Origin of the sequence: Cryobacterium sp. TMT1-2-1 (assembly GCF_004403955.1) — a bacterium.
Taxonomy (GTDB): Bacteria; Actinomycetota; Actinomycetes; order Actinomycetales; family Microbacteriaceae; genus Cryobacterium; species Cryobacterium psychrotolerans.
The window spans coordinates 33,461-59,613 of the sequence record NZ_SOHC01000024.1 but is presented as its reverse complement, the minus strand read 5'-3'; the positions used below and the strand labels follow the sequence as shown (position 1 = coordinate 59,613).

Here is a 26,153-nt window from a genome sequence, read left to right as displayed (position 1 = left end):
GGATGCCCGTGGCCGCCGTGAGTCCCACCGCGGCCGTGCCCGCCGCGAGCGCGCAGCCGACGGCCCGTCCCGTCCCGGCCGCCACCACCGTCCCGGGGCGCCTCCGCACCTGCTCGGTGGCCGGCCTCGCCGCTGATCCCCGCCTCGCACACTTCCAGGCGCATGTGGTCAACGCGGACACCGGCGAGGTGCTCTTCGACCGCGGCGGACGCACCGCCTCCCGCACGGCCAGCGTGCTCAAGGTGCTCACGAGCGCCGCCGCGCTCAGTGTGCTCGGACCGGACTACCGGGCCACGACCACCGTCGTCGCCGGCAGCGAACCGGGCCAGGTGGTGCTCGTCGGCGGGGGAGACGTGACGCTGTCCCGCACACCGTCGGGCAACGAATCCGTCTACGCCGGCGCCGCGCACCTCGACGAGCTGGCCCGGCAGACCACCGCGGCATGGACCGCGGCGCACCCCGGCACTCCGATCACCTCGCTCGTGCTCGACGCGTCGCTCTTCGGCGGCCCCGGCTGGCAGCCCGGCTGGGCGCGCACGGAACTGGCGGCCGGCTACATGCCCGAAATCACCGCGCTGCAGGTCGACGGCGACCGCGAGGACCCGTACCGGGGCACCTCGCCGCGCAGCGAGGACCCGATCGGCCGGGCCGGGCAGGCCTTCGCCGACGCCCTCGGCGGCGGAGTGTCGATCAGCCGGGGCACCGCCCCCGCCGGCGCCGCGAAGCTCGCGGCGGTGTCGTCCCAGCCGGTATCCACCCTGGTGAAGCAGTCACTGATCGTCTCGGACAACGCCGTCGCCGAGATGCTCGCCCGGCTCGTCGCGGTGGAATCCGGCGCCGGGAACACGTTCGACGCGCTGCAGCAGGGCATCGTCGGCGGACTCGAGCCCTACGGCATCGACACGACCGGGATCGTGATCACGGACGGCTCCGGCCTGAGCGTGGACAACGCGGTCGCCCCGGCCTACCTGACCCGCCTGTTCGTGAAGGTCCACCGGCGCGAGGGCAGCCTGGGCGTCATCGCCGACGGCCTGCCCGTCGCCGGGCGCACCGGGTCGCTCTCCTACAGCGACCGGTTCGCCGGCGCCAACGCGGCCGCCGACGGGGCCGTCTTCGCGAAGACCGGCTGGATAGACACCGGGTACACGCTGTCGGGCATCATCCACGCCGCCGACGGCACCCCGCTGACCTTCGCCGTATACGCGCTGGGTGATGTGAGCGATAATGCGAAGCAGGCCATCGATACCATTACGACGGGGTTCTTCCGCTGCGGCGACAACCTCTCGAACAACTGAAGCGAAGGAGAAATCCGTGACCAGGGCACTGTTCATCATCGACGTGCAGAACGACTTCACCGAGGGCGGCGCGCTCGCCGTGGCGGGCGGCGGCGCCGTGGCTTCGGCGGTGACCGAACTGCTGGCGGCGCATCCGAACGCCTACGACGTCGTCTTCGCGTCGCGGGACTGGCACGATGCCGACAGCGACAATGCGGGCCACTTCGCCGCGGCGGGCGAGCCCGACTTCAGCACCACCTGGCCGGTGCACTGCGTCGCGGGCACGCCCGGCGCCGACTACCACGCGGCCCTGTTGCTGCCCGAGGAGACCATCCACATCCGCAAGGGCCAGGGCTCCCCGGGGTACTCCATCTTCGACGGCGTCTCCGAGGGCGGGGACAAGACCGGCGAACTGCTGATCGCCAACGGCGTGACGGATGTCGACGTCGTCGGCCTGGCCACCGACTACTGCGTGCGCGCCTCGGTCGTCGACGCGCTCGAGCACGGCCAGCACGTGCGCGTGCTCACCGACCTGGTCGCCGGGGTAACGGCGGAGACGAGCGAGGCGGCCCTGGCCGAAATGGCTCACCTGGGCGCCGCCCTCGCCACGTCTGACGTGGTCGAATAGGTGTCGCTGAGTGAGCGTCCGGTAGCGGTGGCCGAATTCGCCCGGCGCCTCGACGGAGTGCGGATCGCCTACGACTACGTGCCGGGGGAGCGCCCCATCCTCCTCGTGCACGGCTTCGCGTCGACGGCCGCGGTCACCTGGTCGACCCCCGGCTGGGTGCGCGCGATCACGGATGCCGGACGCGGCGTGATCACCCCCGACCTGCGCGGCCACGGGCGCAGCGATGCTCCCCGCCGCGCGGCCGACTACGCGCCGCGCCAGCTCGCGGCCGACCTCGTCGCCGTGCTCGACGCGCTCGAACTCGACCAGGTCGACGTCATCGCCTACTCGATGGGCTCGCGCGTCGCCGCGGCCCTCACCCAGCTGGCGCCCGAGCGGGTGCGGCGGGTCGTGCTCGGCGGGGCCGGGCCGCTGGAACTCTTCGAAACCTGGGACCCGGACGCGGTGCGCCGCTTCGTGACCCACGGCGACCTGCCGGCCGACCCGACGATCGCGGCAGTGCTCGGCGCGGCGATCCAGGCAGGCGCCGACCGGGACGCGCTCATGGCCTGCGTGCAGGGAGTCGCGGGCGCCACGCTCGACGTGCCGCCGGGCATCCCGGTGCTCTACGCCGCCGGCGGGGCCGACACGATCCCGGCCGGAGTGGAGGAGATCGCGCGGGCGCGCGGTTCGGAGTACCTGGAACTCGCCGGCCGCGGCCACATCAACGCCCTGACCTCCCGCGAGTTCAAGCAGGCCGCGCTGGCCTTCCTCGCCTGACCCCTTCCCGCCTGCCCCCTGACCCCTACCCCCTGACCCCTGCCCCCTGCCCCCTGACCCCTGCCCCCTGCCCCCTGACCCCTGCCCCCTTCCCCCTTCCCCCATTTTTTTCCCGCCCTTTCCCGCGAAACCGCAGTTGTGCGCGTTAAACGTGCGCCATAACGCGCACAACTGCTGTCTCGCGGGGATGTGGGGTGGGGACGGGAGACGGGGATGGGGGATGGGGAATGGGGGACGGTTAGAGCTGGTGGCCGAGCTTGTACTCGGGGCTCGGCTCGCCCTCGCGGGTGTACGAGAAGCCGTCGGCGCCGATCGTGACGGCCGCCTCGGCCGGCTCGGTGCGCGCGACCAGGGGGCGCACGACGCCGTCCAGGTCGAGCACGGCGGATGCCTCGCTGTACCAGCTGGGCACGACCGGGTTGCCCCACCAGTCGCGGCGCTGGTTGTCGTGCACGTCCCAGGTGAGGGTGGGGTTGTCCGGGTCGCCGGTGTAGTAATCCTGCGTGTAGATCTCGATCCGGTGCCCGTCGGGGTCGCGCAGGTACAGGTAGAACGCGTTCGAGACGCCGTGCCGGCCCGGACCGCGCTCGATCTTGTCCGATTGGCGCAGGGCTCCGAGGTGGTCGCAGATGTGCAGGATCTGGTGCTGCTCGTGCGTGGCGAAGGCGATGTGGTGCAGGCGCGGGCCGTCGCCGCCGGTGAGGGCGACGTCGTGCACGGTGGGCTTGCGGTACATCCACGCGGCGTAGGTGGTGCCCTCGGCATCCTGGATGTCCTCGGACACGGTGAAGCCGAGGCCCTCGTGGTAGGCGCGGGCGGCCTCGACGTCGGGGGTCATCACGTTGAAGTGGTCGAGGCGGGAGATCGCCCCGGCACCGTGCACGTCGTAGCGGCGGGTGAAGCGTTCGACGTGCTCGGAGTCGTAGAAGAACTCGACCGGGAAGCCCAGCGGATCCTCGACCCTGACCGCCTCGCCGACGCCGCGGGTCGCGCCGGCCGGGCGTGGCTCGACGCGGGCGCCGAGCTCGCGGTAGTAGTCGGCCGCAACCGCGACCTCGTCCTGCGACCGCACCCGGTAGGCGAGGGCGGCGAGGGCGGCGACCGGGCCGAGGCGCAGCACCAGGGAGTGGTGCAGGTATTCCTCGAAGGCGCGCAGGTAGATGGCCTCGTCGTCCTCGTAGGTGACGACGAGCCCGAGCACGCCCACGTAGAACGCGCGGGACTCGGCGAGGTCGGTCACGATCAGCTCCGCGTAGGCGGCGCGGATGATGTCCGGCGGGGTGGAGGTGGGCTGGGGGTTCATGGGAGATCTCCTCGTTGAGTGGGTTCGTGACGGTGCGGGACGGGGCCCCGCCCGTGAGGGGTCGCATATCGACCTTCCTGACGGCAATGAAGGTCGATATGCCACCCCTCACAGCCCGAGCGGGGGCTAGCGCGCGCCGAAGCGGGGGGTGTGCACGACGCCGAGCGAGATGTGCACGGCCTGCTGGTCGGTGTAGAAGTCGATCGACCGGTAGCCGCCCTCGTGGCCGAGACCGGAGGCCTTCACCCCGCCGAACGGCGTGCGGAGGTCCCGCACGTTGTGCGAGTTCAGCCAGACCATGCCGGCCTCGACCGCGTGCGCGAAGGTGTGCGCGCGGGTGAGGTCCGAGGTCCAGAGGTAGGCGGCCAGCCCGTACTTCACGCCGTTGGCCAGTTCGAGGGCCTCCGCGTCGGTGTCGAACGGGGTGATCGTCACGACCGGGCCGAAGATCTCCTCCTGGAAGATCCGCGCCGTCGGGGCGACATCCGCGAACACCGTCGGCGCCACGTAGTTGCCCTCCGGAAGGCCGGCCGGGCGGCCGCCGCCGGCGAGCAGGCGGCCCTCGGACTTGCCGAGCTCCACGTAGCTCATCACCTTGGCGAAGTGCTCGGGGTGCACGAGCGCGCCCACCTCGGTCTTCGGGTCGTGCGGGTCGCCGACCACGATCTGCTGGGCGCGCGCCGCGAAGCGGGCGCAGAAGTCCTCGTAGATGCTGCGCTCGACCAGGATGCGGCTGCCGGCGGTGCAGCGCTCGCCGTTGAGCGAGAAGACACCGAACAGGGTCGAGTCGATCGCCGCGTCGAGGTCGGCGTCGGCGAAGACGACGGCGGGCGACTTGCCGCCGAGCTCCATCGACATGCCCTTGAGGTTCGCGGCGCAGTTGCGGTAGATCAGCTGGCCGGTTGTGGTCTCGCCGGTGAACGAGATCAGGGGGACTCTCGGATGCTTCACCAGCGCGTCGCCGGCCTCCTCGCCGATCCCGTTGACCAGGTTGAACACCCCGGCGGGCAGCCCGGCGGCGGCGAAGATCTCCGCCCACAGGCTCGCCGACAGCGGAGTGAACTCGGCCGGCTTGAGCACGACGGTGCAGCCGGAGGCCAGCGCGGGGGCGAGCTTCCAGCTCTCCAGCATGAACGGGGTGTTCCACGGGGTGATCAGGCCGGCGACACCGACCGGCTTGCGGTTGACGTAGTTGATCTGCCGCCCGGGCACGCTGTACGTGTCGTCGGCCTGGGCCACGATCAGGTCGGCGAAGAAGCGGAAGTTCTCGGCCGCGCGGTGCGCCTGGCCGAGGGCCTGCGTGATCGGCAGCCCGGTGTCGAAGGTTTCGAGTTCGGCCAGCCGGGCATCCTGCGCCTCGATCGCTTCGGCGATGCGGTTCAGCACCTGCGCGCGGGCGCGGGGGAGCATCCGGGGCCAGGGCCCGTCGGTGAACGCGCGCGTCGCCGCGGCGACGGCCAGGTCGATGTCCTCCGCCTGCCCGGCGGCGGCCGTGGCGTAGCTCCGGTTCGACACCGGGTCGAGCACGTCGAACGTCTTCCCCGACACGCTGTCGACGAACTCGCCGTCGATGAAGTGCTGGATCCGGGTCGGCAGGTTCTCCGGGATGTAGTGGGCGGCGGCCGCGTGGTGGGTGGGCGCGGCGTGCATCTGGGCCGCGCGGGCGGCGGCGGAGGCGGGGTCGGGCATGGTCATGCTCCCTTCACGGTGAAGCCGTCGACCGGGGAGAGGTATTTCTCGCCCGCGGCCAGCAGCCTGGTCATTTTTTCGATGCCTTCAGGCGTCGGCGTGATCAGCGGCGGGCGCACGAAACCGGATGCGATCAGGCCGCGCTGCTCGAGCACCCATTTGCCCGGCGCCGGGTTGGTCTCGACGAAGAGCAGGTCGACGAGCGGGTGCAGGCCGTAGTGGATCTCCCGTGCGCGTTCGATGTCGCCCTCGATCCACGCGTTGTACATCTCGACGTGGGCGACCGGGGCGATGTTCGAGGTGGCGCTGATGTAGCCGACGCCGCCGAGGGCGAGCAACGGCAGGCAGAGCAGCTCGATGCCGCTCCAGACCAGCAGGTCGGGACCGCAGAGCTGGAGCACCCGGGAGAAGTGCTCGAAGTCCTTGGTCGTCTCCTTGACGCCGACGAAGTTGTCGAAATCGCGGTAGAGGCGCGCGATGGTCTCCGGGCCGATGTCGACAGCGGTGCGGCTGGGCACGTTGTAGGCCACGATCGGCAGGTCGGGGAACTCCTCGGCGACCGTTTTGTACCAGACGTAGAGCGCCTCCTGGGTGGGGCGGGCGTAGTACGGCGTGATGATCAGGGCGGCGTCGACGCCGGCATCCTGCGCGGCAGCGGTGAGCTCGAGGGTCTCGTCGAGCTTGGCCGAGCCGGTGCCGGGCATGAACGGCACCCGGTCGTCGATCGCGGCGGCGACCGTGCGGATGGCGTCGGCGCGCTCGGCGATGGTCTGCGAGCTGGGCTCGCCGGTCGAGCCGCCGATCGAGATTCCGTGGGTGCCGGATGCCAGCTGCCAGTTCACGAGGTTGACCAGGCCCGCGTGGTCGACGGCCCCGTCCGCGGTGAACGGCGACATCAGGGGCGCGATGGAGCCCTTGATCTGGGCTGGATTGCTGCGGAACTTCATTGTCTCTGCTCTCTGATCCGGTGCTTGCGTGCCCGGATCGGTGTTACGCGTGGTGGGCGAGGAAGGCGTCGAGGGTGGACAGGCGGTGGTTGCGGGCGCAGAGCTCGATGTCGAGCGGGTCCGCTCCGCCCTCGATCAGGTCGAGCAGCGCGTCGTGCTCGGCGACGGATTCGGGGGCACGGCCCGGCACGAAGCTGAAGGTCGAGCTGCGCAGCGCGTTCAGGCGGGTCCAGCCGCGGTGCACCAGGTCGAGGATGTGCGGGTTGGGGCAGGTCTCGAACAGGAGCGTGTGGAACTCGGCGTTCAGCCGGGTGAAGCTGGCCGGTTCGAAGTGGGTGAGGTTCTCCCGCATCGCCTGGTTCACGGCCCTGGCCTTGCGCAGGGTGACGACGCTGATCGTGGGGGCGGCGAGGGCGGTGGCGTACCCCTCGACCAGGCCGAGCGTCTGCATGGTGACTTCGTACTCGGCGGCGTTCAGCATGGCCACCTGGGCGCCGACATTGCGTTCGAAGGTGATCAGGCCCTCGGCCTCGAGTTTCCGGATGGCCTCGCGCACCGGAACCGCGCTGACCCCGAGGTCGCCGGCGATCTGGCCGAGCACGAGCCGGTAGCCCGGGCTGAACCGGCCGTCGGCGATGCGCTCCCGAATCCACCCGTAGGCGAGCTGGGACTTGCTCACGCCGGCGGCATCCGAGGCGCTCATGCGTCCCGCTCCTCCAGGTAGCGTGCCCGCCAGGCCGCGTTCATCGGGTACAGGCCGTCGACGCCCTCGCCGGCGGCGACCATGGCGGCGATGAACGTTTCCTCGCGTTCCTGTTCGATCCCCGCGGTGACGACTTCCTCGACCAGGTGCGGCGGGATGACGAGCAGCCCGTCGGCATCGCCGACGATGACGTCGCCGGGCTGCACCGACGTGCCGCCGCAGGCGACGGTCACGTCCACGTCCCAGGGAACGTGGCGGCGCCCGAGCACGGCCGGGTGCCCGCCGGCGTGGTAGGTGGGGATGTCCAGGGCGGAGACGGCCACGAGGTCGCGCACGCCGCCGTCGGTGACGAGGCCGGCGGCTCCGCGCACCTGGGCGCGCAGGGCGAGGATGTCGCCGACCGTGCCCGTGCCGCGCTCGCCGCGGGCCTCCATCACCAGCACGTCGCCCGGGCCGAGCCCGTCGAAGGCGCGTTTCTGGGCGTTGTACCCGCCGCCGTGGGACTCGAACAGGTCTTCCCGGTTCGGAATGTAGCGCAGCGTGCGGGCGCGGCCGACGAGGCGGGCCTCCGGCCGGGTCGACCGGAGCCCGTCGATGGACACGTTGTTCAGGCCGCGCTTACGCAGCTGGGAGCTGAGGGTGGCCGTGCCGACGCTGTTGATCCGGGCGATGAGCTCGGGCGTGAGGGTGAACGCGGCCGGGGCATCCGCCGGCGCGTCCGCGGGGGCATCCGCCGACACGAGGCCGGCGGCCTCGGCCGAGCCCCAGGCCTCCGCGCGCTGCAGGTCGTCGACCCTGGGCCCGGCGCCCCACGGGGCGAGCGGCACGGTGCCCCCGGTGATGGGGGTGACGAGACGGCCCGTTGTCGGCGCGCCGGGGGCGTCGGGGGCATCCACCTCGACCTCGACGACGTCGCCGGGCGAGACGACGGATGACCCCGCCGGAGTTCCGGTGAGGATGACGTCCCCGGGCTCGAGCGTGATCAGCTGGGAGAGGTCGGCCACCAGCCGGCCGAACGGAAAGAGCAGGTCGGCGGTCGTGTCGTCCTGCACGAGCTCGCCGTTGACCCAGGTGCGCAGGCGCAGGCCGGCCGGGTCGAGGCCCTCGGCGGGCAGGAAGACCGGGCCGAGCGGGGTGAAGCCGTCGCCGCCCTTGGAGCGCAGGTTCGAGCCCTTATCGGCGTGGCGCAGGTCGTAGACGCCCAGGTCGTTGGCCGCGGTGACGTGCGAGACGGCCGCCCAGCCCTCCTCGGGTGTGACGCGGCGGGTGAGGCGCCCGATGACCAGCGCGATCTCTCCCTCGAACGCGAGCAGCTCGCATCCGGCCGGGCGTTCGACCGGAGCCCCGCTCACGGCGAGCGAGGTGGCCGGCTTCAGGAAATACCCGGGCTGCTCCGGAGTGCGGCCGCGCTGGGCGACGCGGCTCGGGTAGTTGAGGTGCACGGCAATGATCTTGCCCGGCGCACCCCCTGTGCCGTGTTCGCCGGCACCCGGAACCTGTGGAATCAGCATGATCTGGTGGTCGCTACCGATCGAGGCGTCACTGCCATGGAATACTCCCTTGTATCTCCGATACGATCCGGCCAACGTATCACAGATCGTATATCATCCGCACTCGAGCCGCCGGTGGATCCCCTCGCCGAGAATCGCCGATTACGCCGAGAATCCCCGGTGCAACGGCGACTGTCGGCAGGAACGGCGACTCTCTGGCGCCCGGTGATCGACCGCCGGAACCTGCGCGCATCCGCGAAGTGCGGGCCGGCACGGACCGAATGCAGCGGATCTGAGCGTATTTTCGTCCGGCTGCCGCGGAATCCGTCGTCGTCAGTCACCGAGACGACTCTCTTCCGCTGCGGCCGGGCGAAGTTCTTGCTCAGACCGGCTAGATTTGAAGCAGACTTTCCGAGGAGGCATTGTGTTGCACATTTCAGAATCCGAATTGCTCGCGCAGGTACCCAACGAGCTGTACATCAACGGCCGGTGGGTACCGGCTGCCGATGGCGGCACGCTCCAGGTGTTCGACCCCGCCACGGGCAAGGTGATAAAGACGATCGCCGACGCCCGGGTCGAAGACGGCGCCGCCGCACTCGACGCCGCCGTGGAGGCTCAGGACAGCTGGGCCGCCACCCCGCCGCGGGTGCGCGGCGAGATCCTGCGCCGCGCGTTCGACCTGCTGCAGGAGCGCAAGCACGAGTTCGCGATGCTGATGACGCTCGAGATGGGCAAGCCGCTGGCCGAGGCGCACGGCGAGGTCGCCTACGGCGGCGAGTTCCTGCGCTGGTTCAGCGAGGAGGCCGTGCGGATCAGCGGCCGCTACGGCACCAACCCCGAGGGCACCGGCCGGATGATCGTCACCCAGCACCCGGTGGGGCCGAGCTTCCTGATCACCCCGTGGAACTTCCCGCTCGCCATGGCGACCCGGAAGATCGCCCCGGCGCTCGCCGCCGGCTGCACGGTCGTCATCAAGCCGGCCGAGCTCACCCCGCTGACCACCCTCTACCTGGTCAAACTGTTCGAAGAGGTCGGTCTTCCGGCCGGTGTCGTCAATGTGATCACGACCTCGACCTCCTCGGCCGTGGCCGGGCCGATCATCGCCGACCCGCGGCTGCGCAAGCTCTCCTTCACCGGCTCGACCGCCGTCGGCCAGAAGCTCATCCAGCAGTCCGCCCAGGGCGTGCTGCGCACCTCGATGGAGCTCGGCGGCAACGCCCCGTTCATCGTGTTCGAGGACGCAGACCTCGACCGGGCCGTTGACGGGGCGATCATGGCCAAGTTCCGCAACATCGGCCAGGCCTGCACCGCCGCGAACCGGTTCGTCGTGCACGCCTCCATCGCCGAGGAATTCGCGCGCCGCGTCACGGAGCGTGTGAACGGCTTCACCGTCGGGCGCGGCACCGAAGACGGCGTCACGATCGGCCCGCTGATCAACGACGACGCCGTGGCGAAAGCCGACACGCTCGTGCAGGACGCCGTCCGGCGCGGCGCCACGCTGCTCACCGGCGGCTCCGCGATCGAGGGCGTCGGCACCTTCTACCAGCCCACCGTGATCAGCGGGGTGAAGGCCGGCAGCGACATCCTGCGCGAAGAGATCTTCGGGCCGGTGCTGTCGATCATCCCGTTCGTCGACGAGGATGACGCGGTGCGGATCGCCAACGACACCGAATTCGGGCTGATCAGCTACGTGTTCACGAAGGACCTGGCCCGCGGGCAGCGGATGATTGAGCGCCTGCAGACCGGCATGATGGGGCTCAACATGGGCGTCATCTCCAACGCGGCCGCCCCGTTCGGCGGGGTCAAGCAGTCGGGTCTCGGCCGTGAGGGCGGCTTCGAGGGCATCCACGAGTACCTCTCGACGAAGTACACGCTCACGCCCGATCCCTTTACCGTCTAGCCCCGCCCCGCCCCACCCTGAGGAGCTCCCGCGCACCGCGCGGGAGCTCCGGCTGCGTGTGTCCGTGTCCGTGTCCGTGTGTGTGTGTGTGTGACTAACTCAGGAGAATCGGTGTCGCATCCGGAACTTGCCGCGCTGGTCCGCGGACTGGGGACCCGCGGGAACGGATTCTCCTGAGTTGGCCACAACGGCCGGCGGGCACGAGGGGGCGCGTGGGCCGCGGCCTAGACTTTGCGGATGCCCGTCATCGAGATCACAGAGCTCAGCGACCCGCGGCTGGCCGACTACGCGCACCTGACCGATGTGGCGCTCAAGAAGGCCCGCGGCACCGAACACGGGCTGTACCTCGCCGAGTCGTTGCTCGTCTTCGAGCGGGCGCTCCGGGCCGGGCACCAGCCGCGCTCGGTGCTCGCCCTCGGCGGCTCTGCCGAGGAGGCCCTGGCCGCCCTCGGCGATCGGGCCGCAGACGTTGCGGTTTTCGTCGGGCCGGGGGAGCTGCTCGCGGAGCTGACCGGGTACATCCTGCACCGCGGCCTGATTGCCTCGATGCACCGGCCGGCCCTGCCCGACCCGGACGAGCTGCTCGCCGGCGCCCGCCGCATCGTCATCCTCGAGGACGTCGCCGATCCCACCAACGTCGGGGCCATCTTCCGCTCGGCCGGCGCGATCGGCGCGGACGCGATCCTGGTCACGCCGCGCTGCTCCGACCCGTTCTACCGCCGCGCCATCCGGGTCTCGATGGGCACCGTGCTGCAGGTGCCGTGGACCCGAGTCGGCGACTGGCCGGCCACCCGCGGGCTGCTGACCCGGCACGGCTTTCATGTGGCCGCGCTCGCCCTGACCCCGGATGCCGTGAGCCTGCGTGACTTCGACGGCCGCGCGCACGAGCGGCTCGCCCTCGTGCTCGGCGCCGAGGGGCACGGGCTCACCGACGAGGCGCTCGCGGCATCCGACACCGTGGTGCAGATCCCGATGAAGCACGGCATCGACTCGCTCAACGTGGCCGCGGCCAGCGCCGTCGCCATGTGGGCCCTCTCCGACTAGCCCCGACCCCCCGCGAAACCGCAGTTGTGCGCGTTAAAACGCCCGCTTAGCGCGCACAACTGCGGTTTCGCGGGGGTGTCCTAGGCTGGGGACATGAGCAACGAAGCCGTAATCGTGGATGTCGTCCGCACCCCGTCGGGCCGCGGCAAGCCCGGCTGCGCCCTCTCCGGCGTGCACCCCGCCGACCTGCTCGCGGGCGTGCTGGGCGAGCTGGTCAGCCGCAACGGCCTCGATCCGGCCCTCGTCGACGACGTGATCGGCGGATGCGTCAGCCAGGCCGGCGAACAGGGCTTCAACATCACCCGCACCGCGCTCCTCGCCGCGGGCTTCCCCGACTCCGTCCCCGCCGTCACGATCGACCGGCAGTGCGGCTCCAGCCAACAGGCCGCCACCTTCGCCGCCCAGGGCGTGATCGCCGGCAGCTACGACATCGTCATCGCCTGCGGCGTCGAATCGATGAGCCGGGTGCCGCTCGGCTCCTCCCTCAGCGGAAAGGACCCCTACGGCGAGCTCCTCCGCGAGCGCTACCCGGAGGGCCTGGTCAGCCAGGGCGTCTCGGCCGAGCTGATCAACGAGAAGTGGGGCCTCGGCCGGCAGGAGCTCGACGCCTTCGCCGCCCGCTCGCACCGCCTCGCCGCGGCCGCGGCCGGGCGCGGCGACTTCGCCCGCGAGATCGTGCCCGTGGCCACGCCGGACGGCAGCGTGGTCAGCCTCGACCAAACCGTCCGGGCCGGCACCACCGTCGAATCCCTGGCCGGCCTCCAGCCGGCCTTCCGCACCGACGCCCTCGCCGAGCGCTTCCCCGACCTCGACTGGCAGATCACCGCCGGCAATTCCTCCCCGCTGACCGACGGCGCATCCGCCGCGCTGATCATGAGCGCCGCCCGCGCCGAACAGCTCGGCCTCACCCCCCGCGCCCGCTTCCACAGCTTTGCGGTCACCGGCAGCGACCCCCTGCTCATGCTCACCGGCGTGATCCCGGTGACCCGCCGCATCCTCGACCGCGCGGGCCTCGGCATCGACGACCTCGACGCCTACGAGGTCAACGAGGCCTTCGCCTCCGTGCCGCTGGCCTGGCTCCAGGACCTGCACGCCGACCCGGAGCGGCTCAACCCGCGCGGCGGCGCGATCGCCCTCGGCCACGCGCTCGGCTCCTCCGGAACGCGCCTGCTCGGCACCCTGCTGAACCACCTCGAAGCCACCGGCGGCCGCTTCGGCCTCCAGGCAATGTGCGAAGGCGGCGGCATGGCCAACGCCACCATTATCGAAAGGCTCTAACCCCATGCAGATCGACGCATGCTCCGCCCTCGTCACCGGAGGCGCCTCCGGCCTCGGCCTGGCCACCGCGACGGCCCTGCACGAGGCCGGCGCCATCGTGGTGCTGCTCGACCTCCCCGGATCGCCGGGCGAGCGGATCGCCGCCGATTTCGGCGGTCGCGCCGTCTTCGCGCCGGGCGACGTGACCAACCCGGCCGACGTTCAGGCCGCGGTGGATGCCGCGACCGCGCTGGCCCCGCTGCGGATCGTCGTCAACTGCGCCGGCATCGCCCCCGGCGCGCGCACGGTCGGCCGGGGCGGCCCGCTGCCGCTGGAGGACTTCGAACGCGCCATCCGGATCAACCTCGTCGGCACGTTCAACGTGATCCGGCTGGCCGCCGCCGCCATGCAACAGACGGAACCGCTCGGCGGCCCCGGACAGGGAGCATCCGAGCGCGGCGTGATCGTGAACACCGCGTCGGTCGCGGCCTTCGACGGCCAGATCGGGCAGGCCGCTTACGCGGCGTCCAAGGGCGGGGTGGCCGCGATGACACTGCCGCTCGCCCGCGAGTTCGCCCAGTCGTTCATCCGGGTGATGACCATCGCGCCGGGCATCTTCGACACCCCGATGATGCAGGGCATGGCGCAGGAGGTGCGGGACTCCCTCGGCGCGCAGGTGCCGCATCCGTCCCGGCTCGGCGACCCGTCCGAATATGCGGCCCTCGTGCGCCACATCGTCGAGAACCCCATGCTCAACGGCGAGACCATCCGGCTCGACGGCGCCATCCGGATGCAGCCGCGCTGACCGTTCCGTGAACCGCCGAGGTTCAGGTTGAGTTGCGGAGAAAGTGCCTTCAATGTCGAAACGAAGGTACTTTCTCCGCAACTGAATCGAGTGATTCCGCGAGGGGGCGACTCCGTCCGGCCCGGGGCGCTCAGCCGAGCAACTCCGGCCGCTTCCACGCCGCCCCGTGCACGTGCTGGTCGAGGAAGGCGAACACCGTTTCGTACCAGACGACGGCGTGCTGGGGCTTCAGCACCCAGTGGTTCTCGTCGGGGAAGTACAGGAATTTGTGCCGAGTGCTCCCGTCGGGCTCGGCGTGATGCTCGGCGAGTTCGGACCACAGCCGCAGGCTCTCGCCGATCGGCACCCGGTAGTCGTGGTCGCCGTGGATGACGAGCATCGGCGTCGCGATCTCGCGCACGCTGTGGTGCGGCGAGTTGTCGATCATGCCCTGCGGCGAAAAGATGCTCTGCCAGTAGTGCGAGCTGTCCGTCGTGCCGTTGAACTGGTCGAGCGCCCACAGGCTCGCGTGGCTGACGATGGCGCGGAACCGGTCGGTGTGCCCGGCGACCCAGTTCGCCATGTACCCGCCGAACGAGCCGCCCAGCGCGGCGGTTTTCGTGGCGTCGATGTCGGCGCGGGCCTCCGCGGCATCCGTGATCGCCAGGAGGTCGGTGTACGGCCTGGCGCCCCAGGCATCCCAGCCGCGGGCGATGAAGTCGAGCCCGTAGCCGGTCGAGAGCGCGGGGTCGGGCAGCAGCACCGCGTAGCCCCGGGCGACCGCGAGCAGCGGGCTCCACCGCCAGCTCCAGGCGTTCCAGCTGTTCAGCGGGCCGCCGTGGATCCAGAGCAGCAGCGGCGCCGGATGCTCGGCCGAGGCCCCCTCGGGCAGCAGCAGCCAGGCCCGAACCCGCGCGCCGTCCTCGGCCGACGTCTCGACCTCGGTGATCGTGCCCGGGGCGGCCGGCAGCGTCGCCGGCGTCGCGAGCACGGTGACCTCGCCGGACCGATTGATCCGAACCGGATGCGACGGCGCCGTCCACGAGGACCGCAGCGCCACGAGGTCTCCGGTTGCAGCGTCGACGGCCACGTCGGTGTAGCTGAACTCGTCGGTCGTCACCCGTCGCACGGCCGAACCGTCGAGCGGCACACGGAACACGGGGCCGCGGCCGTCGTGGTCGGCCGTGACGACGAGGGCCTCGTCGTCGGCGTCGAAGATCAGGCTCGAGGCCCAGCGGTCCCAGCCCTGGGCGAGGCGGCGGGGGTTGCCGCCGTCGATGTCGGCAACCCAGATCTCCCGGTCGGCGGGGCCCTCGGGGGTGCTGTCCTCGGCGCGCACGAACGCGATGCTGCTGCCGTCGCGGCTGACTGCCGGGGCCTCGAAGTCCACGTGCTCTTCGTCGAAGAGCACGGTCTGCGCGCCGGATCCCAGGTCGATCGACACGAGGATGGAACGGCCGGAGCGCTGTTCCTGCACACGCAGCGCGGTGATCAGGGTGCGGCCGTCGGGAGTGAGGTCCGCCCCGGCGGTGTCGCCCGAGCGGCCGGGGCCGGGGGTGAGGTCCCTGGGGCGGGGGAGGTCCGCCGGGTAGGGGGCGGGAGCATCCGTTTTCTTGTCCGAGCCGGCCGCTTCGGGGGTCGAAGCCGCCAGGACGTCCTCGAGCGCGGACAGGTCGAGTGAGAACAGGTGCGGTTCGGCGGGACCGAGGTCCTGGTCCCAGTACCGCACCGGGTAGCTTTCGTGCAGGATGGCGGCGACCTTCTTGTCCTTGCGCAGGGCGCGCGCCGTGGCGTCGGCCTCGAGGTCGGTCGCGCTGACGAGCAGGTTAGCGGCGATCACGACCGTGTCCGAGGCTGTCGCCGTGGCGGCGATTCCGGACACGCCGCCGGCCAGGCGGGTGACCGCACGGGCCTCGCCGCCGGCGGCGGGGAGCACCCACAATTGGGCGGCCTCGGTGTCTTTCTCGGCGTCGGCGTCGGGGCGCCCGGAGACGAAGAGGATGTCCCCGGACCCGGTGAAGGCAACGCCGGATTCGCCCTTGGCGGAGCGCGTCAGCCGGGCGGGCGTCCCGGAGCCGTCGGCGGGCACGGACCAGAGCGCGCGGTCATAGCCGGTGCGGTCGCGGGAGAGCGTGGCGACCGTGAGCACCACCCGCCGGCCGTCGGGCGAGAGCGCGAGGCCTTCCACCCGGGGGAGCGCGATGTAGTCATCGAGGGCAGAGAACGGCGAGAACGGGGACGTCAGTGTCATGGCCCCACGCTAGCGGGTGCGCCGGCCCCCCCCCATTCGCCAACGGATGCCGTTGACTTGCGGAAAAAGTACCTTCCGCGGCCTCGGGAAGGTACTTTTTCCGCAACTCAGCGTCGAATGACGCACCTGTGGGGAGTCAGGAGGTACGGGGGAGTTTGCGGCCCCTGATGAGGAGCCAGAAGATCATTGCGGTCTCGCCGACGAATCCGAACAGGCCGAAGACGGGCGTGAAGCCGGGTACGAGGATCAGGCCGACGAGGTCGGCGATGTAGCCCAGGCCCGCAATGCCGATGAGGATCCCGAAGATCTTCGGCATGAAGCCGGAGCGGATCGACAGGTAGGCGACCATGAGGAGATACACGCCGAACAGGCCGAGGGCGGTGTTCCAGATCGAGGTGAACGCCTCGATGTTGTGGAGCGCTGCCTCCGGGGTGCCGAGGTTGTTGAAGGCGATCACGAGCTGGCCGAGGGCGATCATGAACCAGACCGCAAAGGCGGTCCTCGTCAGGCCGGCCACGGTGGAGACGAGGCTGTTGACGGGCTTGAAGAGCGCGGCGGTTCCGGCGGCTGCGACGACGTCCAGCACGGCGACGAGATACATCGCGACGATGCCGGCGATCCACAGCGCCGGCGAGGCCGCGATCGCTTCCGCGGTCTTCTCTGCGTCTCCGGCGGTCACGAGACCCTCGATGGCGACGAAGTTGCCGAAGATGGCCAGGAACACCATGAGCGTCAGGGCGATGCCCGACACGAGTGCTCCCGTGGCCTGCGACCAGCGGAAGGGGTTCAGGGTGAACGCCCGTGCCGTGATGGTCGGTGCGAACTGCAGGCGAGTTGTCATGATCATTTCCTTACGTTGTAGGGTGTCCATACTTACGACGTATGTTTAGGTTGTAAGTACGGTACATGTACGAAGTAAGGTTGTCAATGACTGAGGAAAAATAGGGGAGAGCGACATGGCATCACCGCGCAGGGCAGCGCCAGAGGCGCGAGTCCGACTGAACCGCGATCGGGTGATTGAGGCGGCCGTGAGGCTCGCCGACGTCGGGGGACTCGATGCGCTCACGATGCGGCGGCTGGGCGAAGAGCTGAACGTCGAAGCAATGTCGATCTACAATCACGTCGCCAACAAGGAAGACCTCATCAACGGCATGGCAGACGCGGTCTTCAGCGAGATCGAATTGCCTTCGCATAGCGACGACTGGAAGACGGCCATCCGGAAACGCTCGATCTCTTTTCGCGAGATTCTCGCCCGGCACTCCTGGGCGACAACCGTGCGGGACTCCGGCGCGAACCCCGGTGCGGCCACCCTCCGGCACCACGACCGGGTGATCGGCACGTTCCGCAACGGCGGCTTCTCCGTCATGATGGCGGCGCACGCGTTCTCAGCGGTGGACAGCTACATCTATGGTTTCGCAATGCAGGAAAAGAGTCTGCCCTTCACCACACCGGAAGAAGTCGCCGCGATGGCCGAAATCATGCTCGCGCAGCTCCCCAGGAGTGAGTACCCATACCTTGCCGAGCTCACCGCCGACTATGTGCTGAAGCCGGGCTACTTCTACGGCGACGAGTTCCTCGTAGGACTCGACCTCATACTCGACGGGCTCGAGGCGATGCGAAACGCGTCATAGTCCGACGGTGCCCGCCGCCCGCGGCTCCGGCTTCGCGCGGTCGCGGATGCCGTTGAGTTGCGGACAATGTACCTTCCGCGGGCTCGGGAAGGTACTTTTTCCGCAACTCAGTAACTCAGTAACTCAGTAACAGCAACTCAGCCAGCGCGAGGGCGGGCGCCCGACGGGGCTACTCCGCGGCGTGCGCCTCGAGGAACTCGTAGACCTCGGTGTCGTCGACGCCCGGGAAGGTCCCGGAGGGCAGCGGCGAGAGCACATGGGCGTGCAGTCTGGCGCTCGGCCAGGCCTTCCCGACCCAGCGAGACGACACCGCGGATACCGGGCGCCGGCAGCAGGACTCGTCCGGGCAGCGGGACACGGCCCGCTGGGTCGTCTCCCGGCCGCGGAACCACTTCGCCTGCGCGAACGGCACGCCGACGGTGATCGAGAACTCGCCGGCATCCGTCGCCCCGGTCTGCGTCGCGCACCAGAACGTGCCGGCCGGCGTGTCGGTGTACTGGTAGAACTCGGTGGTGCGGTTGGTGTGGGTGAAGGCGCTGCGGGCGCTCCACTGCTTGCACACGTACTGGCCCTCGATCGAGCCGGTCACGTCGACCGGCAACGGGAGGCCGTCGTTCTCGTAGCCCTTCTGCAGGGCGCCGTCGCCGGTGACGCGCAGGAAGTGCAGCGTCATGTCGAGGTGGCTCGTCGCCAGGTTCGTCAGCCGGAGGGCCGCGGCCTCGTGCGTCACCCCGAAGGCGTCGCGGAAGTCTTCGACGGCCAGCTCGCGCTCGCGCTTGGCGGTGGAGAGGAAGGCGAGGGATGCCTCGCGTGGCATCAGCGCTGCCGCCGCGAAGTAGTTGATCTGCAGCCGCTGCCAGAGGAACTCGGCGTAGCTGGAGGGCCGCTCGTGGCCGAGCAGCCGGTGCCCCATCGCCTGCAGCGCCATCGACCGCAGGCCGTGGCCGCCGGGGATGGACGCCGGCGGCAGGTAGATCCGGTGATTGACCAGGTCGGTCACCGAGCGCGTGGAGTTGGGCAGGTCGTTGACGTAGATGAGGTTGAAGCCCAGGCGCTCGGCCATCACGCTCACCTCCCGGTGGGTGAGCGCGCCCGAGACGTGCCCGGAGGCCCGCACCTGGTCTTCGGCCAGCTGCTCGATGTCGGGCATGTAATTGTCGCGGTCGCGCATCAGCTCGCGCAGCTCGGTGTTCGCGCGCCGCGCCTCCTCGGGCGTGGCGATGGCCTCGCTGGCCCGGCGGGCGAGCTCCCGGTGCAGCCCGACGAGGGACTCGACGGCCGCCAGCGGGGTGCCCTTGGTCACCTTGACCTGGGGCAGGCCGAGCGCGCCGTAGAGCGGGTTTTTCTGCGCCCTGGCCAGCTCAATCTCCAGCGCCGCCCGCGTGTTCGGAGCGTCGCGGCTGAGCAGCTCGGTGAGGTCGACGCCCAGGGCGGCCGCGACATCCTGCAGCGTCGAGAGCTTCGGCTCCCGCCGCCCATTCTCGATCAGGGAGAGCTGGCTGCCGGCCAGCCCCACCCGGTCACCGAGCTGGTCCAGGGTGAGCCCGCGCTGGCCGCGGAAATGACGGATGCGATGGCCGAGGGTGATGAGATCAGAGGCTTGCGACGACATTCCTTAACAATACCGAAAGAAACGACTTTCTTAACGGCTGGTTCTCGCTTTCTGTCCGGATTTCTGCCGCACACTGGATCAAGAGGGCAAATTTTCACGCCCTGTAACGTCGCACCCGAGCGAGATCGACCTGAAATCAACGATGAAAGGCCAGGAGATGACCATCGCTAATTTCCCCATCCAGACCGGCGGAGAACAATCCAGCACGGGTTCGGGCACGACCGACCCCAACCTCCAGGCCTGGGTTGACGAGGTCGCCCGCCTGACCCAGCCGGACGCAATCGTCTGGTGCGATGGTTCCATGCGCGAAGCCGACGCCCTGGCCAAGCAGCTCGTCACCGAGGGCAAGCTCATCCGCCTGAACCCGGAGTGGCGCCCCAACAGTTTCCTCGCCCGCACGGATCCCTCCGATGTCGCCCGCGTCGAGGACCGCACGTTCATCTGCTCCGCGGACCCCGACGACGCAGGCCCCACGAACAACTGGGCCGACCCCGAGCTGATGCGCGACGAGCTCCAGGTCGTCTTCGCCGGCAGCATGCGCGGCCGCACGATGTACGTCGTGCCGTTCTCGATGGGCCCGCTCGGCGGCCCCATCTCGCAGCTCGGCGTCGAGATCACCGACTCGCCCTACGTCGTTCTGAACATGGGCATCATGACCCGCATGGGCGACAAGGTCCTCCGCCTGATCGAGGGCGGGGCGCGCTGGGTGCAGACCGTGCACAGCGTCGGCTTCCCGCTGATCGAGGAAGACGGCCACAAGCGCGACGACGTGCAGTGGCCCTGCAGCGAGCTCAAGTACATCGTCCAGTTCCCGGACACCCGCGAGGTCTGGTCGTACGGCTCGGGCTACGGCGGCAACGCGCTGCTGTCGAAGAAGTCGTTCGCGCTGCGCATCGCATCCGTCATGGCCCGCGATGAGGGCTGGCTCGCCGAGCACATGCTGCTGATCAAGGTCACCTCGCCGGAGGGCGGCGTGTCCCACGTGGCCGCCGCGTTCCCCTCCGCCTGCGGCAAGACGAACCTCTCGATGCTGCGCCCGACCATCCCCGGATGGAAGGTCGAGACCATCGGCGACGACATCGCCTGGCTGCGCCCCGGCCCCGACGGCAAGCTCTACGCGATCAACCCGGAGGCCGGCTTCTTCGGCGTCGCCCCCGGCACCGGCGAGATCACGAACCCGACGGCCGTGAACACGGTCTGGGGCAACACGATCTTCACAAACGTGGCGCTGCGCGACGACGGCGATGTCTGGTGGGAGGGCCTCACCGAGACGGCCCCGAGCCACCTCATCGACTGGCAGGGCAACGACTGGACGCCCGATTCCGGACGCCCGGCCGCGCACCCCAACTCCCGGTTCACCGTCGCTGCCGCGCAGTGCCCGTCCATCTCCGAGGACTGGGAGGCGTTCGGCGGCGTGCCGATCGATGCCATCCTGTTCGGCGGCCGTCGCGCCACCAACGTCCCGCTCGTCGCTCAGGCGCGCAGCTGGAAGCACGGTGTGTTCATGGGTGCCACGATCTCTTCCGAGAAGACCGCGGCCGCCGAGGGCACCGTCGGCGAGCTGCGCCGCGACCCGTTCGCGATGCTCCCGTTCTGCGGCTACAACATGGCCGACTACTGGGCCCACTGGCTCAAGGTCGGCAAGGGACTCGGCGTCAACGCCCCGGCGATCTTCCAGGTGAACTGGTTCCGCAAGGGCGCGGACGGCAGCTTCCTCTGGCCCGGCTTCGGCGAGAACTCGCGCGTGATCGAGTGGATCGTGCGTCGCATCGAGGGCAAGGCGGATGCCGTCGACACCCCGATCGGACTGCTCCCGTCCGACGACGCGCTCAACCTCGACGGACTCGACCTGTCCGAGCACCAGGTCGAGCAGCTGTTCCGCATCGACAACGAGTCCTGGATGGAGGAGTGCGACATGACGGAGGAATACTTCAAGAAGTTCGGCAGCCGCGTTCCCCCGGCGCTGCTCGCCGAGCTGGCCAGCGTGCGCTACAACCTCCGCGCGGAGTAGCCGCGCCACCTCGCCAACTCGCCGAACTGTGAGTTTGGCACCTTCCCGGGCCCCGGGAAGGTGCCAAACTCACAGGTCGGCGTGGGGGGATTAGCGTGCGGGGAGCGCCGGTTAGACGAGGAGCTGGTGCTTGGCGAGCTCGCGGTAGAGCGGGGTCGAGGCGACGAGCTCGGAGTGGGTGCCGGTGCCGACGACCTGGCCGTGGTCGAGCACCACGATCTGGTCCGAATCGACCACTGTCGAGAGCCGGTGCGCGATCACGATCAGGGTGCGGTTGACGGCGACCGCGTCGATCGCCGCGCGCATCTTCTGCTCGTTGACGCCGTCGAGGCTCGAGGTGGATTCGTCCAGCAGCAGGATGGGCGGCGCCGCGAGCAGGGCCCGGGCGATCGCGAGCCGCTGGCGTTCGCCGCCGGAGAGCATGACGCCCGACTCGCCGACCGCCGCGCCGAGCCCGGCCGGGTCACGGTCGAGCACCTCGCCGAGGTTGACGGCGTGCAGCACGGCGATGCACTCCTCGTCGGTGGCGTCCGGCGTGGCCAGGGTGAGGTTGTCGCGCAGCGACCCGGCGAGCACAGGGGCGTCCTGCTCGACGTAGCCGATCTGCGACCGGAGCGCGGTGCGGTCGAGGGTGCGGATGTCCAGCCCGCCCAGTCGCACGATGCCGGCGGTGGGGTCGTAGAACCGCTCGATCAGGGCGAGGATCGTGCTCTTGCCGGCGCCGGACGGCCCGACCAGGGCCGTGCGCAGACCGCGCGGGGCGCTGAACGAGACCCCGCGGAGCACCGCGCGCGGACCGGCCGGCGCCGGTCCCGACGTGCCGGCGCCGTCGGCTGCGGCCAGGTTGGCGTCGATCAGATCGGGTTCGGCGAGCACTTCCTCGAGTACGCCGGGGGCGATGATCAGGGTTTCGAGCACCGCGGGCACGTCCGCGGCGGCGACCGGGGCTTCTGCGGCGGCCGGTGGCGTGGCCCCGGGCTCGGGCGTGCCACCCGGCGCGGCCGGAACCGCGTAGCCGAAGTGCACCTCCTCGAAGGCGATGGCGGGGGCATCCGGCAGCATCGACGCGTTCGCGGCGCCGACCGTGAGGGCCAGCGGGGCGATGTCGCGGTCGAACTGGTCCTCGGCGGGCAGGTCGATGATCTCCTCGATCCGGCCGAGCGCGCCGAGGGCCGCGTTCACGGAGGTGATCGCGCCGAAGGCCTGGCCGAGCGGCATGATCATCATGAACAGGAAGAGGATGAAGGCCACCAGGTCGGCGACGGTGATGGCGCCGCTGGCGACCCGGAAGCCGCCGACGCCGAGCACGACGAGGAATGACACCTGCATGGCGATGCCGGCGATGGGCACGACCAGGGCGGAGATCTTCGCGACCTTGATGCCCATCCGCCAGGCGCCCCTGGCGTCCTCCTCGACGACCGCGATCTCGCGCTCGGTCGCGTTCGAGGCGCGCACGGTGCGCACGGCGCTGATGGCCCGTTCGACGCTGGCGGCGAGGTCGCCGACTTTGGCCTGCGCCGCGGCGCTGGCGGTACGGATGCGCTGGGACAGCAACGTCACCGTCACCACCGACACGGTGATCACGAGCACCGTCAGCCCGAGCAGCACCGGGTCGATGATGAGCATGGCGATGAGCGCGCCGACGAAGGTGAGGGAGCCGCCGACCGCCTCGACGAGTCCCTGGGTGAGCACGGCACGCAGCAGGGTCGTGTCGGAGCCGACCCGGGAGACGAGGTCGCCGGTGCGCCGGGTGTCGAACTCGCTGATCGGGAGCCGCAGCATCCGCCCGATCAGCTTGCGGCGACTGGAGAGCACGACGCCCTCACCGGTGCGCTGCAGCAGGTAGTGCTGGTAGCCGCTGATCAGGCCGGAGACGACGACGAGCGCGATCAGGGCGCCGACGAGCCCGCCGAGCGGGTCCTCCTTCTGCACGATCGTGATCACCTGGCTGACCAGCAGCGGCTGCGCCAGGCTGGCCGCGGCGCCGAGAATGCTCAGCACGATCACGACGCCGAGCACCTTCTTGTGCTCGAGGAGGTAGGGCATGAGCTGGCTGAATTTCGCGCGCGGCCCCTCGGGGGTTCCGCCGCGGCGCCCGAACCGGGACGTCGTCGGGGGACGCCCCGAGGAGGGGAGGGAGGAAGGGGCGGATTCGGCGCTGGGTGTCGTGCTCACCAACCGAGTTTACTTCCCGGGAGATGACCTCCGACCGGTCTACAGTGGGGAACTGTGCCGGAGCCCGTGATCATCGCCCAAAACCTCGTCAAAAAGTACAAGGACTTCGCCGCCGTCGACGGCATTTCCTTCGAGGTGGCGCCAGGGGAGTCCTTCGGCCTGCTCGGCCCGAACGGCGCCGGCAAATCGACCACTATGCGGATGGTCGGCGCGGTCTCCACCCGCACAAGCGGCGACCTCAGCATCCTCGGCCTCGACCCGAACGGCTACGGGCCGGAGATCCGCTCCCGCCTCGGCGTCGTGCCGCAGTCCGACAACCTCGACACCGAGCTGCGCGTGCGCGAGAACCTGCTCGTCTACGGCCGCTACTTCGGCCTGCCGCGCAAGCAGGTGGCCGAGCGCGCCGACGAACTGCTCGCCTTCGCGCAGCTCGAGGACAAGGCCAAATCGAAGGTGGACGCCCTCTCCGGCGGCATGAAGCGCCGCCTCACGATCGCGCGCGCGCTGATCAACGACCCGAAGATCCTGCTGCTGGACGAACCGACCACCGGCCTCGACCCGCAGGCCAGGCACATCCTCTGGGACCGGCTCTTCCGGCTCAAGGAGCAGGGCACCACCCTGCTGCTGACCACCCACTACATGGACGAGGCCGAGCAGCTCTGCGACCGGCTCGTCGTGGTCGACAAGGGCACGATCATGGCCGAGGGGTCCCCGGCCGAGCTCATCCGCAAGCACTCCTCCCGGGAGGTGCTCGAGGTGCGGTTCGGCTCCGAGCGCAACGCCCAGGTCGCCGAGCAGATCGCCGGTTTCGGCGACCGGATCGAGGTGCTGCCCGACCGCATCCTCGTCTACAGCGGCAACGGCGAGCGTGAAATGGAACGGATGACCCAGGCCGGGCTGCACCCGATCACCAGCCTCGTGCGGCGCTCGAGCCTGGAAGACGTCTTCCTCCGGCTGACCGGACGGACCCTGATCGAATGAGCGCCGTGGTCGACCAGGCCGAACAGGCCATCGCGGCGACGGTCAAACCACGCCGCTGGGGGTCCTGGTATGTCGCCGAGCACCGGTTCCGGGTCATGCGCTCCTACGCGCAGACGGTCGTGGTCACGGCCATCGGCAACCCGCTGATCTACCTCTATGCCATGGGCGTCGGCCTGGCCACGCTCGTCGACGGCAACCTCGGCGCGGAGGCGGTCGACGGCGTCAGCTACCTCACCTTCGTCGCCCCGGCCCTGCTCGCCAGCGCGGCCGTCGCCGTCGCGTCCGAGGAGTTCAGCTACCCGGTCCTGCTGGGCTTCAAGTGGAACCCGGTCTTCTACGGCATGAACGCCTCCCCGATCCAGCCGGGCCAGATCATCAACGGCATCGTCATCTCGGTGACCGTTCGGATGCTCGTCACCCTGGGCATCTACTTCGGCTTCATGCTGCTCTTCGGCGCGGTCCCGTCGCCGACGGGCTTCCTCGCCGTCTTCGCGGCGCTGCTCACCGGCCTCGGGCTCGGGGCCCTGCTGATGGGCTACACGGCCAGGATCATCGACGACAACGGCCAGCTGGTGATGGTCATGCGCTTCATCATCCTGCCGATGACCCTGTTCTCGGGCACCTTCTTCCCGCTCGGCGTGCTGCCGATCTACCTGCAGTGGATCGGCTGGATCTCCCCGCTCTGGCACGGCACCGAACTGGCCCGGGTCTTCGCCTACGGCGCGAGCGAACCGATCTGGCTGACCGTCGTGCACGTGCTCTACCTGGCCGTGCTGCTCGGCATCGGCTGGACCTGGGCCCGGCGCGTCACCGTGAGGAGGCTGAACAAGTGACGGATTCCGAGACCGCGGTGGCAGCATCCGTCGCCGCCGCCCGGCCGATGCGCGCCCTCTACGCCGGCAACGCGCGCAGCGTCATGCAGCGCGGCTGGCGCGCGACGAGAAGCTCGAACTGGATGATCGTGGTGAGCGGCTTCTTCGAGCCGATCTTCTACCTGCTCTCGATGGGCCTCGGCCTCGGCGCGCTGATCGGCACGATCACCACCGAATCGGGCGATGAGGTGCCGTACGCGGCGTTCATCGCGCCGGCGCTGCTGGCCGTGTCGGCGATGAACGGCGCGATCTACGACTCGACCTGGAACGTGTTCTTCAAGATGCAGTTCGCGAAACTGTACGAGGGCATGCTGTCCACCTCGCTCGGGCCGCTGGATGTCGCGCTCGGCGAGATCTCGCTGGCCCTGCTGCGCGGCGGGATCTACGCGACCGGCTTCATGCTCGTGATGCAGGCGCTCGGGCTGAACCTGTCCTGGTGGGCGCTGCTGGCGCTGCCGGCCGTGCTGCTGATCGCGTTCGGCTTCGCCAGCGTCGGCATGGCGATCACCAGCTACATGAAGACGTTCCAGCAGATGGACTGGATCAACCTGTTCCTGCTGCCGATGTTCCTGTTCTCGGCGACGTTCTACCCGCTCAGCGTTTACCCGCAGGGCATCCAATACGTCATCCAGGCGCTGCCGCTCTGGCACGGGGTGGAGCTCGTGCGCGGGCTGACCACGGGACTGGTCGGGCCGGGGATGCTCTGGCACGTGCTCTACTACGTCGTGATGATCCTCGTCGGCCTGGTCTTCACCACCCGCCGCCTGCGCGTGCTCTTCCTCGACTGACCTCTCCCCGCGAAACCGCAGTTGTGCGCCCTAAAACGTCGTTTTAGCGCGCAC

General features: G+C 70.0%; 21 protein-coding genes. 12 read left to right on the top strand and 9 right to left on the bottom strand.

Translation table 11 applies throughout. The features are described from left to right. Positions 1–2: 2 nt before the first annotated feature. From E3T33_RS04235 to E3T33_RS04225, 3 genes are read left to right on the top strand one after another with little or no spacing between them, the layout of a single operon-like run. Positions 3–1,295 (top strand): D-alanyl-D-alanine carboxypeptidase, encoded by a 1,293-nt coding sequence (locus E3T33_RS04235; protein WP_134574822.1) that lies wholly within the window; start codon positions 3–5, stop codon positions 1,293–1,295. Between the two features lie 16 nt (positions 1,296–1,311). After that, positions 1,312–1,902 (top strand): isochorismatase family protein, encoded by a 591-nt coding sequence (locus E3T33_RS04230; protein WP_092322961.1) that lies wholly within the window; start codon positions 1,312–1,314, stop codon positions 1,900–1,902. Continuing rightward, positions 1,903–2,661 carry an alpha/beta hydrolase gene (locus E3T33_RS04225; protein ID WP_198417104.1) on the top strand — a complete coding sequence of 253 codons (759 nt, stop codon included), beginning with the start codon at positions 1,903–1,905 and terminating at the stop codon, positions 2,659–2,661. Between the two features lie 238 nt (positions 2,662–2,899). On the opposite strand, the gene hpaD is transcribed toward E3T33_RS04225, so the two are convergent. From hpaD to E3T33_RS04195, 5 genes are all read right to left on the bottom strand, one after another. Beyond that, positions 2,900–3,964 (bottom strand): 3,4-dihydroxyphenylacetate 2,3-dioxygenase, encoded by a 1,065-nt coding sequence (hpaD, locus tag E3T33_RS04215; protein ID WP_134474745.1) that lies wholly within the window; start codon positions 3,962–3,964, stop codon positions 2,900–2,902. 126 nt (positions 3,965–4,090) lie between these two features. After that, positions 4,091–5,614 (bottom strand): 5-carboxymethyl-2-hydroxymuconate semialdehyde dehydrogenase, encoded by a 1,524-nt coding sequence (hpaE, locus tag E3T33_RS04210; protein WP_092323013.1) that lies wholly within the window; start codon positions 5,612–5,614, stop codon positions 4,091–4,093. Between the two features lie 41 nt (positions 5,615–5,655). Further along, positions 5,656–6,600 (bottom strand): 4-hydroxy-tetrahydrodipicolinate synthase, encoded by a 945-nt coding sequence (gene dapA, locus E3T33_RS04205; RefSeq protein ID WP_092322966.1) that lies wholly within the window; start codon positions 6,598–6,600, stop codon positions 5,656–5,658. Positions 6,601–6,643: 43 nt separating this feature from the next. Then, the gene (locus tag E3T33_RS04200; RefSeq protein ID WP_092322967.1) at positions 6,644–7,303 is read right to left on the bottom strand and encodes a GntR family transcriptional regulator; all 660 of its coding nucleotides are present in this window, start codon (positions 7,301–7,303) and stop codon (positions 6,644–6,646) included. Then, a complete protein-coding gene (locus E3T33_RS04195; RefSeq protein WP_092322969.1) occupies positions 7,300–8,814 on the bottom strand; it encodes a fumarylacetoacetate hydrolase family protein in 1,515 nt (504 codons plus the stop codon). The genes E3T33_RS04200 and E3T33_RS04195 overlap by 4 nt, the downstream gene beginning before the upstream one ends. Positions 8,815–9,217: 403 nt before the next feature. Between E3T33_RS04195 and E3T33_RS04190 the strand changes: the two genes are divergently transcribed. The 4 genes from E3T33_RS04190 (at position 9,218) to E3T33_RS04175 (ending at position 13,799) form a co-directional block, all read left to right on the top strand. After that, a complete protein-coding gene (locus E3T33_RS04190) occupies positions 9,218–10,693 on the top strand; it encodes an NAD-dependent succinate-semialdehyde dehydrogenase (protein WP_092322970.1) in 1,476 nt (491 codons plus the stop codon). 237 nt (positions 10,694–10,930) lie between these two features. Continuing rightward, positions 10,931–11,737, top strand: a complete 807-nt coding sequence (locus E3T33_RS04185) for an RNA methyltransferase (protein ID WP_092322972.1) — start codon at positions 10,931–10,933, stop codon at positions 11,735–11,737. A gap of 93 nt (positions 11,738–11,830) precedes the next feature. Next, positions 11,831–13,015, top strand: a complete 1,185-nt coding sequence (locus tag E3T33_RS04180) for a thiolase family protein (protein ID WP_092322973.1) — start codon at positions 11,831–11,833, stop codon at positions 13,013–13,015. A 4-nt stretch (positions 13,016–13,019) separates the two neighbouring features. Then, positions 13,020–13,799: an SDR family NAD(P)-dependent oxidoreductase gene (locus E3T33_RS04175; RefSeq protein WP_134574821.1), complete on the top strand. Its 780-nt coding sequence runs from the start codon at positions 13,020–13,022 to the stop codon at positions 13,797–13,799. Positions 13,800–13,929: 130 nt separating this feature from the next. Here E3T33_RS04175 and E3T33_RS04170 read toward each other — a convergent pair whose 3' ends face one another. Both E3T33_RS04170 and E3T33_RS04165 read right to left on the bottom strand, forming a co-directional pair. Beyond that, the gene (locus E3T33_RS04170) at positions 13,930–16,029 is read right to left on the bottom strand and encodes a S9 family peptidase (RefSeq protein ID WP_134574820.1); all 2,100 of its coding nucleotides are present in this window, start codon (positions 16,027–16,029) and stop codon (positions 13,930–13,932) included. 136 nt (positions 16,030–16,165) lie between these two features. Next, positions 16,166–16,870 (bottom strand): DUF4386 domain-containing protein, encoded by a 705-nt coding sequence (locus E3T33_RS04165; RefSeq protein WP_166784389.1) that lies wholly within the window; start codon positions 16,868–16,870, stop codon positions 16,166–16,168. Between the two features lie 187 nt (positions 16,871–17,057). Between E3T33_RS04165 and E3T33_RS04160 the strand changes: the two genes are divergently transcribed. Further along, a complete protein-coding gene (locus E3T33_RS04160) occupies positions 17,058–17,660 on the top strand; it encodes a TetR/AcrR family transcriptional regulator C-terminal domain-containing protein (protein ID WP_241982817.1) in 603 nt (200 codons plus the stop codon). Positions 17,661–17,829: 169 nt separating this feature from the next. Here E3T33_RS04160 and E3T33_RS04155 read toward each other — a convergent pair whose 3' ends face one another. Continuing rightward, positions 17,830–19,272, bottom strand: a complete 1,443-nt coding sequence (locus E3T33_RS04155; protein ID WP_092322980.1) for a helix-turn-helix transcriptional regulator — start codon at positions 19,270–19,272, stop codon at positions 17,830–17,832. Between the two features lie 157 nt (positions 19,273–19,429). Between E3T33_RS04155 and E3T33_RS04150 the strand changes: the two genes are divergently transcribed. Continuing rightward, positions 19,430–21,283 carry a phosphoenolpyruvate carboxykinase (GTP) gene (locus E3T33_RS04150; RefSeq protein ID WP_134574817.1) on the top strand — a complete coding sequence of 618 codons (1,854 nt, stop codon included), beginning with the start codon at positions 19,430–19,432 and terminating at the stop codon, positions 21,281–21,283. Positions 21,284–21,394: 111 nt separating this feature from the next. On the opposite strand, the gene E3T33_RS04145 is transcribed toward E3T33_RS04150, so the two are convergent. Beyond that, positions 21,395–23,458, bottom strand: a complete 2,064-nt coding sequence (locus tag E3T33_RS04145) for an ABC transporter ATP-binding protein (protein ID WP_241982816.1) — start codon at positions 23,456–23,458, stop codon at positions 21,395–21,397. Positions 23,459–23,512: 54 nt separating this feature from the next. Between E3T33_RS04145 and E3T33_RS04140 the strand changes: the two genes are divergently transcribed. The 3 genes from E3T33_RS04140 to E3T33_RS04130 are packed head-to-tail and all read left to right on the top strand — an operon-like array spanning position 23,513 to position 26,099. Continuing rightward, positions 23,513–24,439 carry an ATP-binding cassette domain-containing protein gene (locus E3T33_RS04140; RefSeq protein ID WP_092322985.1) on the top strand — a complete coding sequence of 309 codons (927 nt, stop codon included), beginning with the start codon at positions 23,513–23,515 and terminating at the stop codon, positions 24,437–24,439. Beyond that, positions 24,436–25,272, top strand: coding sequence for an ABC transporter permease (locus tag E3T33_RS04135; RefSeq protein ID WP_092322987.1), 837 nt, complete (start codon positions 24,436–24,438; stop codon positions 25,270–25,272). Before E3T33_RS04140 ends, E3T33_RS04135 begins: the two co-directional genes overlap by 4 nt. Before the next feature lie 47 nt (positions 25,273–25,319). Then, positions 25,320–26,099: an ABC transporter permease gene (locus E3T33_RS04130; RefSeq protein WP_092323016.1), complete on the top strand. Its 780-nt coding sequence runs from the start codon at positions 25,320–25,322 to the stop codon at positions 26,097–26,099. Positions 26,100–26,153: the final 54 nt, after the last annotated feature.

Bases quoted from the DNA above. Each gene is read 5' to 3' on its own strand.
- E3T33_RS04195 (WP_092322969.1), bottom strand. From the start codon at position 8,814: ATGCTGATTCCACAGGTTCCGGGTGCCGGCGAACACGGCACAGGGGGT.
- E3T33_RS04165 (WP_166784389.1), bottom strand. From the start codon at position 16,870: ATGACAACTCGCCTGCAGTTCGCACCGACCATCACGGCACGGGCGTTC.
- E3T33_RS04200 (WP_092322967.1), bottom strand. From the start codon at position 7,303: ATGAGCGCCTCGGATGCCGCCGGCGTGAGCAAGTCCCAGCTCGCCTAC.
- E3T33_RS04135 (WP_092322987.1), top strand. From the start codon at position 24,436: ATGAGCGCCGTGGTCGACCAGGCCGAACAGGCCATCGCGGCGACGGTC.
- E3T33_RS04130 (WP_092323016.1), top strand. From the start codon at position 25,320: ATGCGCGCCCTCTACGCCGGCAACGCGCGCAGCGTCATGCAGCGCGGC.
- dapA (WP_092322966.1), bottom strand. From the start codon at position 6,600: ATGAAGTTCCGCAGCAATCCAGCCCAGATCAAGGGCTCCATCGCGCCC.
- E3T33_RS04155 (WP_092322980.1), bottom strand. From the start codon at position 19,272: ATGTCGTCGCAAGCCTCTGATCTCATCACCCTCGGCCATCGCATCCGT.
- E3T33_RS04170 (WP_134574820.1), bottom strand. From the start codon at position 16,029: ATGACACTGACGTCCCCGTTCTCGCCGTTCTCTGCCCTCGATGACTAC.
- E3T33_RS04180 (WP_092322973.1), top strand. From the start codon at position 11,831: ATGAGCAACGAAGCCGTAATCGTGGATGTCGTCCGCACCCCGTCGGGC.
- E3T33_RS04175 (WP_134574821.1), top strand. From the start codon at position 13,020: ATGCAGATCGACGCATGCTCCGCCCTCGTCACCGGAGGCGCCTCCGGC.
- E3T33_RS04185 (WP_092322972.1), top strand. From the start codon at position 10,931: ATGCCCGTCATCGAGATCACAGAGCTCAGCGACCCGCGGCTGGCCGAC.
- E3T33_RS04150 (WP_134574817.1), top strand. From the start codon at position 19,430: ATGACCATCGCTAATTTCCCCATCCAGACCGGCGGAGAACAATCCAGC.
- E3T33_RS04235 (WP_134574822.1), top strand. From the start codon at position 3: ATGCCCGTGGCCGCCGTGAGTCCCACCGCGGCCGTGCCCGCCGCGAGC.
- hpaE (WP_092323013.1), bottom strand. From the start codon at position 5,614: ATGCACGCCGCGCCCACCCACCACGCGGCCGCCGCCCACTACATCCCG.
- hpaD (WP_134474745.1), bottom strand. From the start codon at position 3,964: ATGAACCCCCAGCCCACCTCCACCCCGCCGGACATCATCCGCGCCGCC.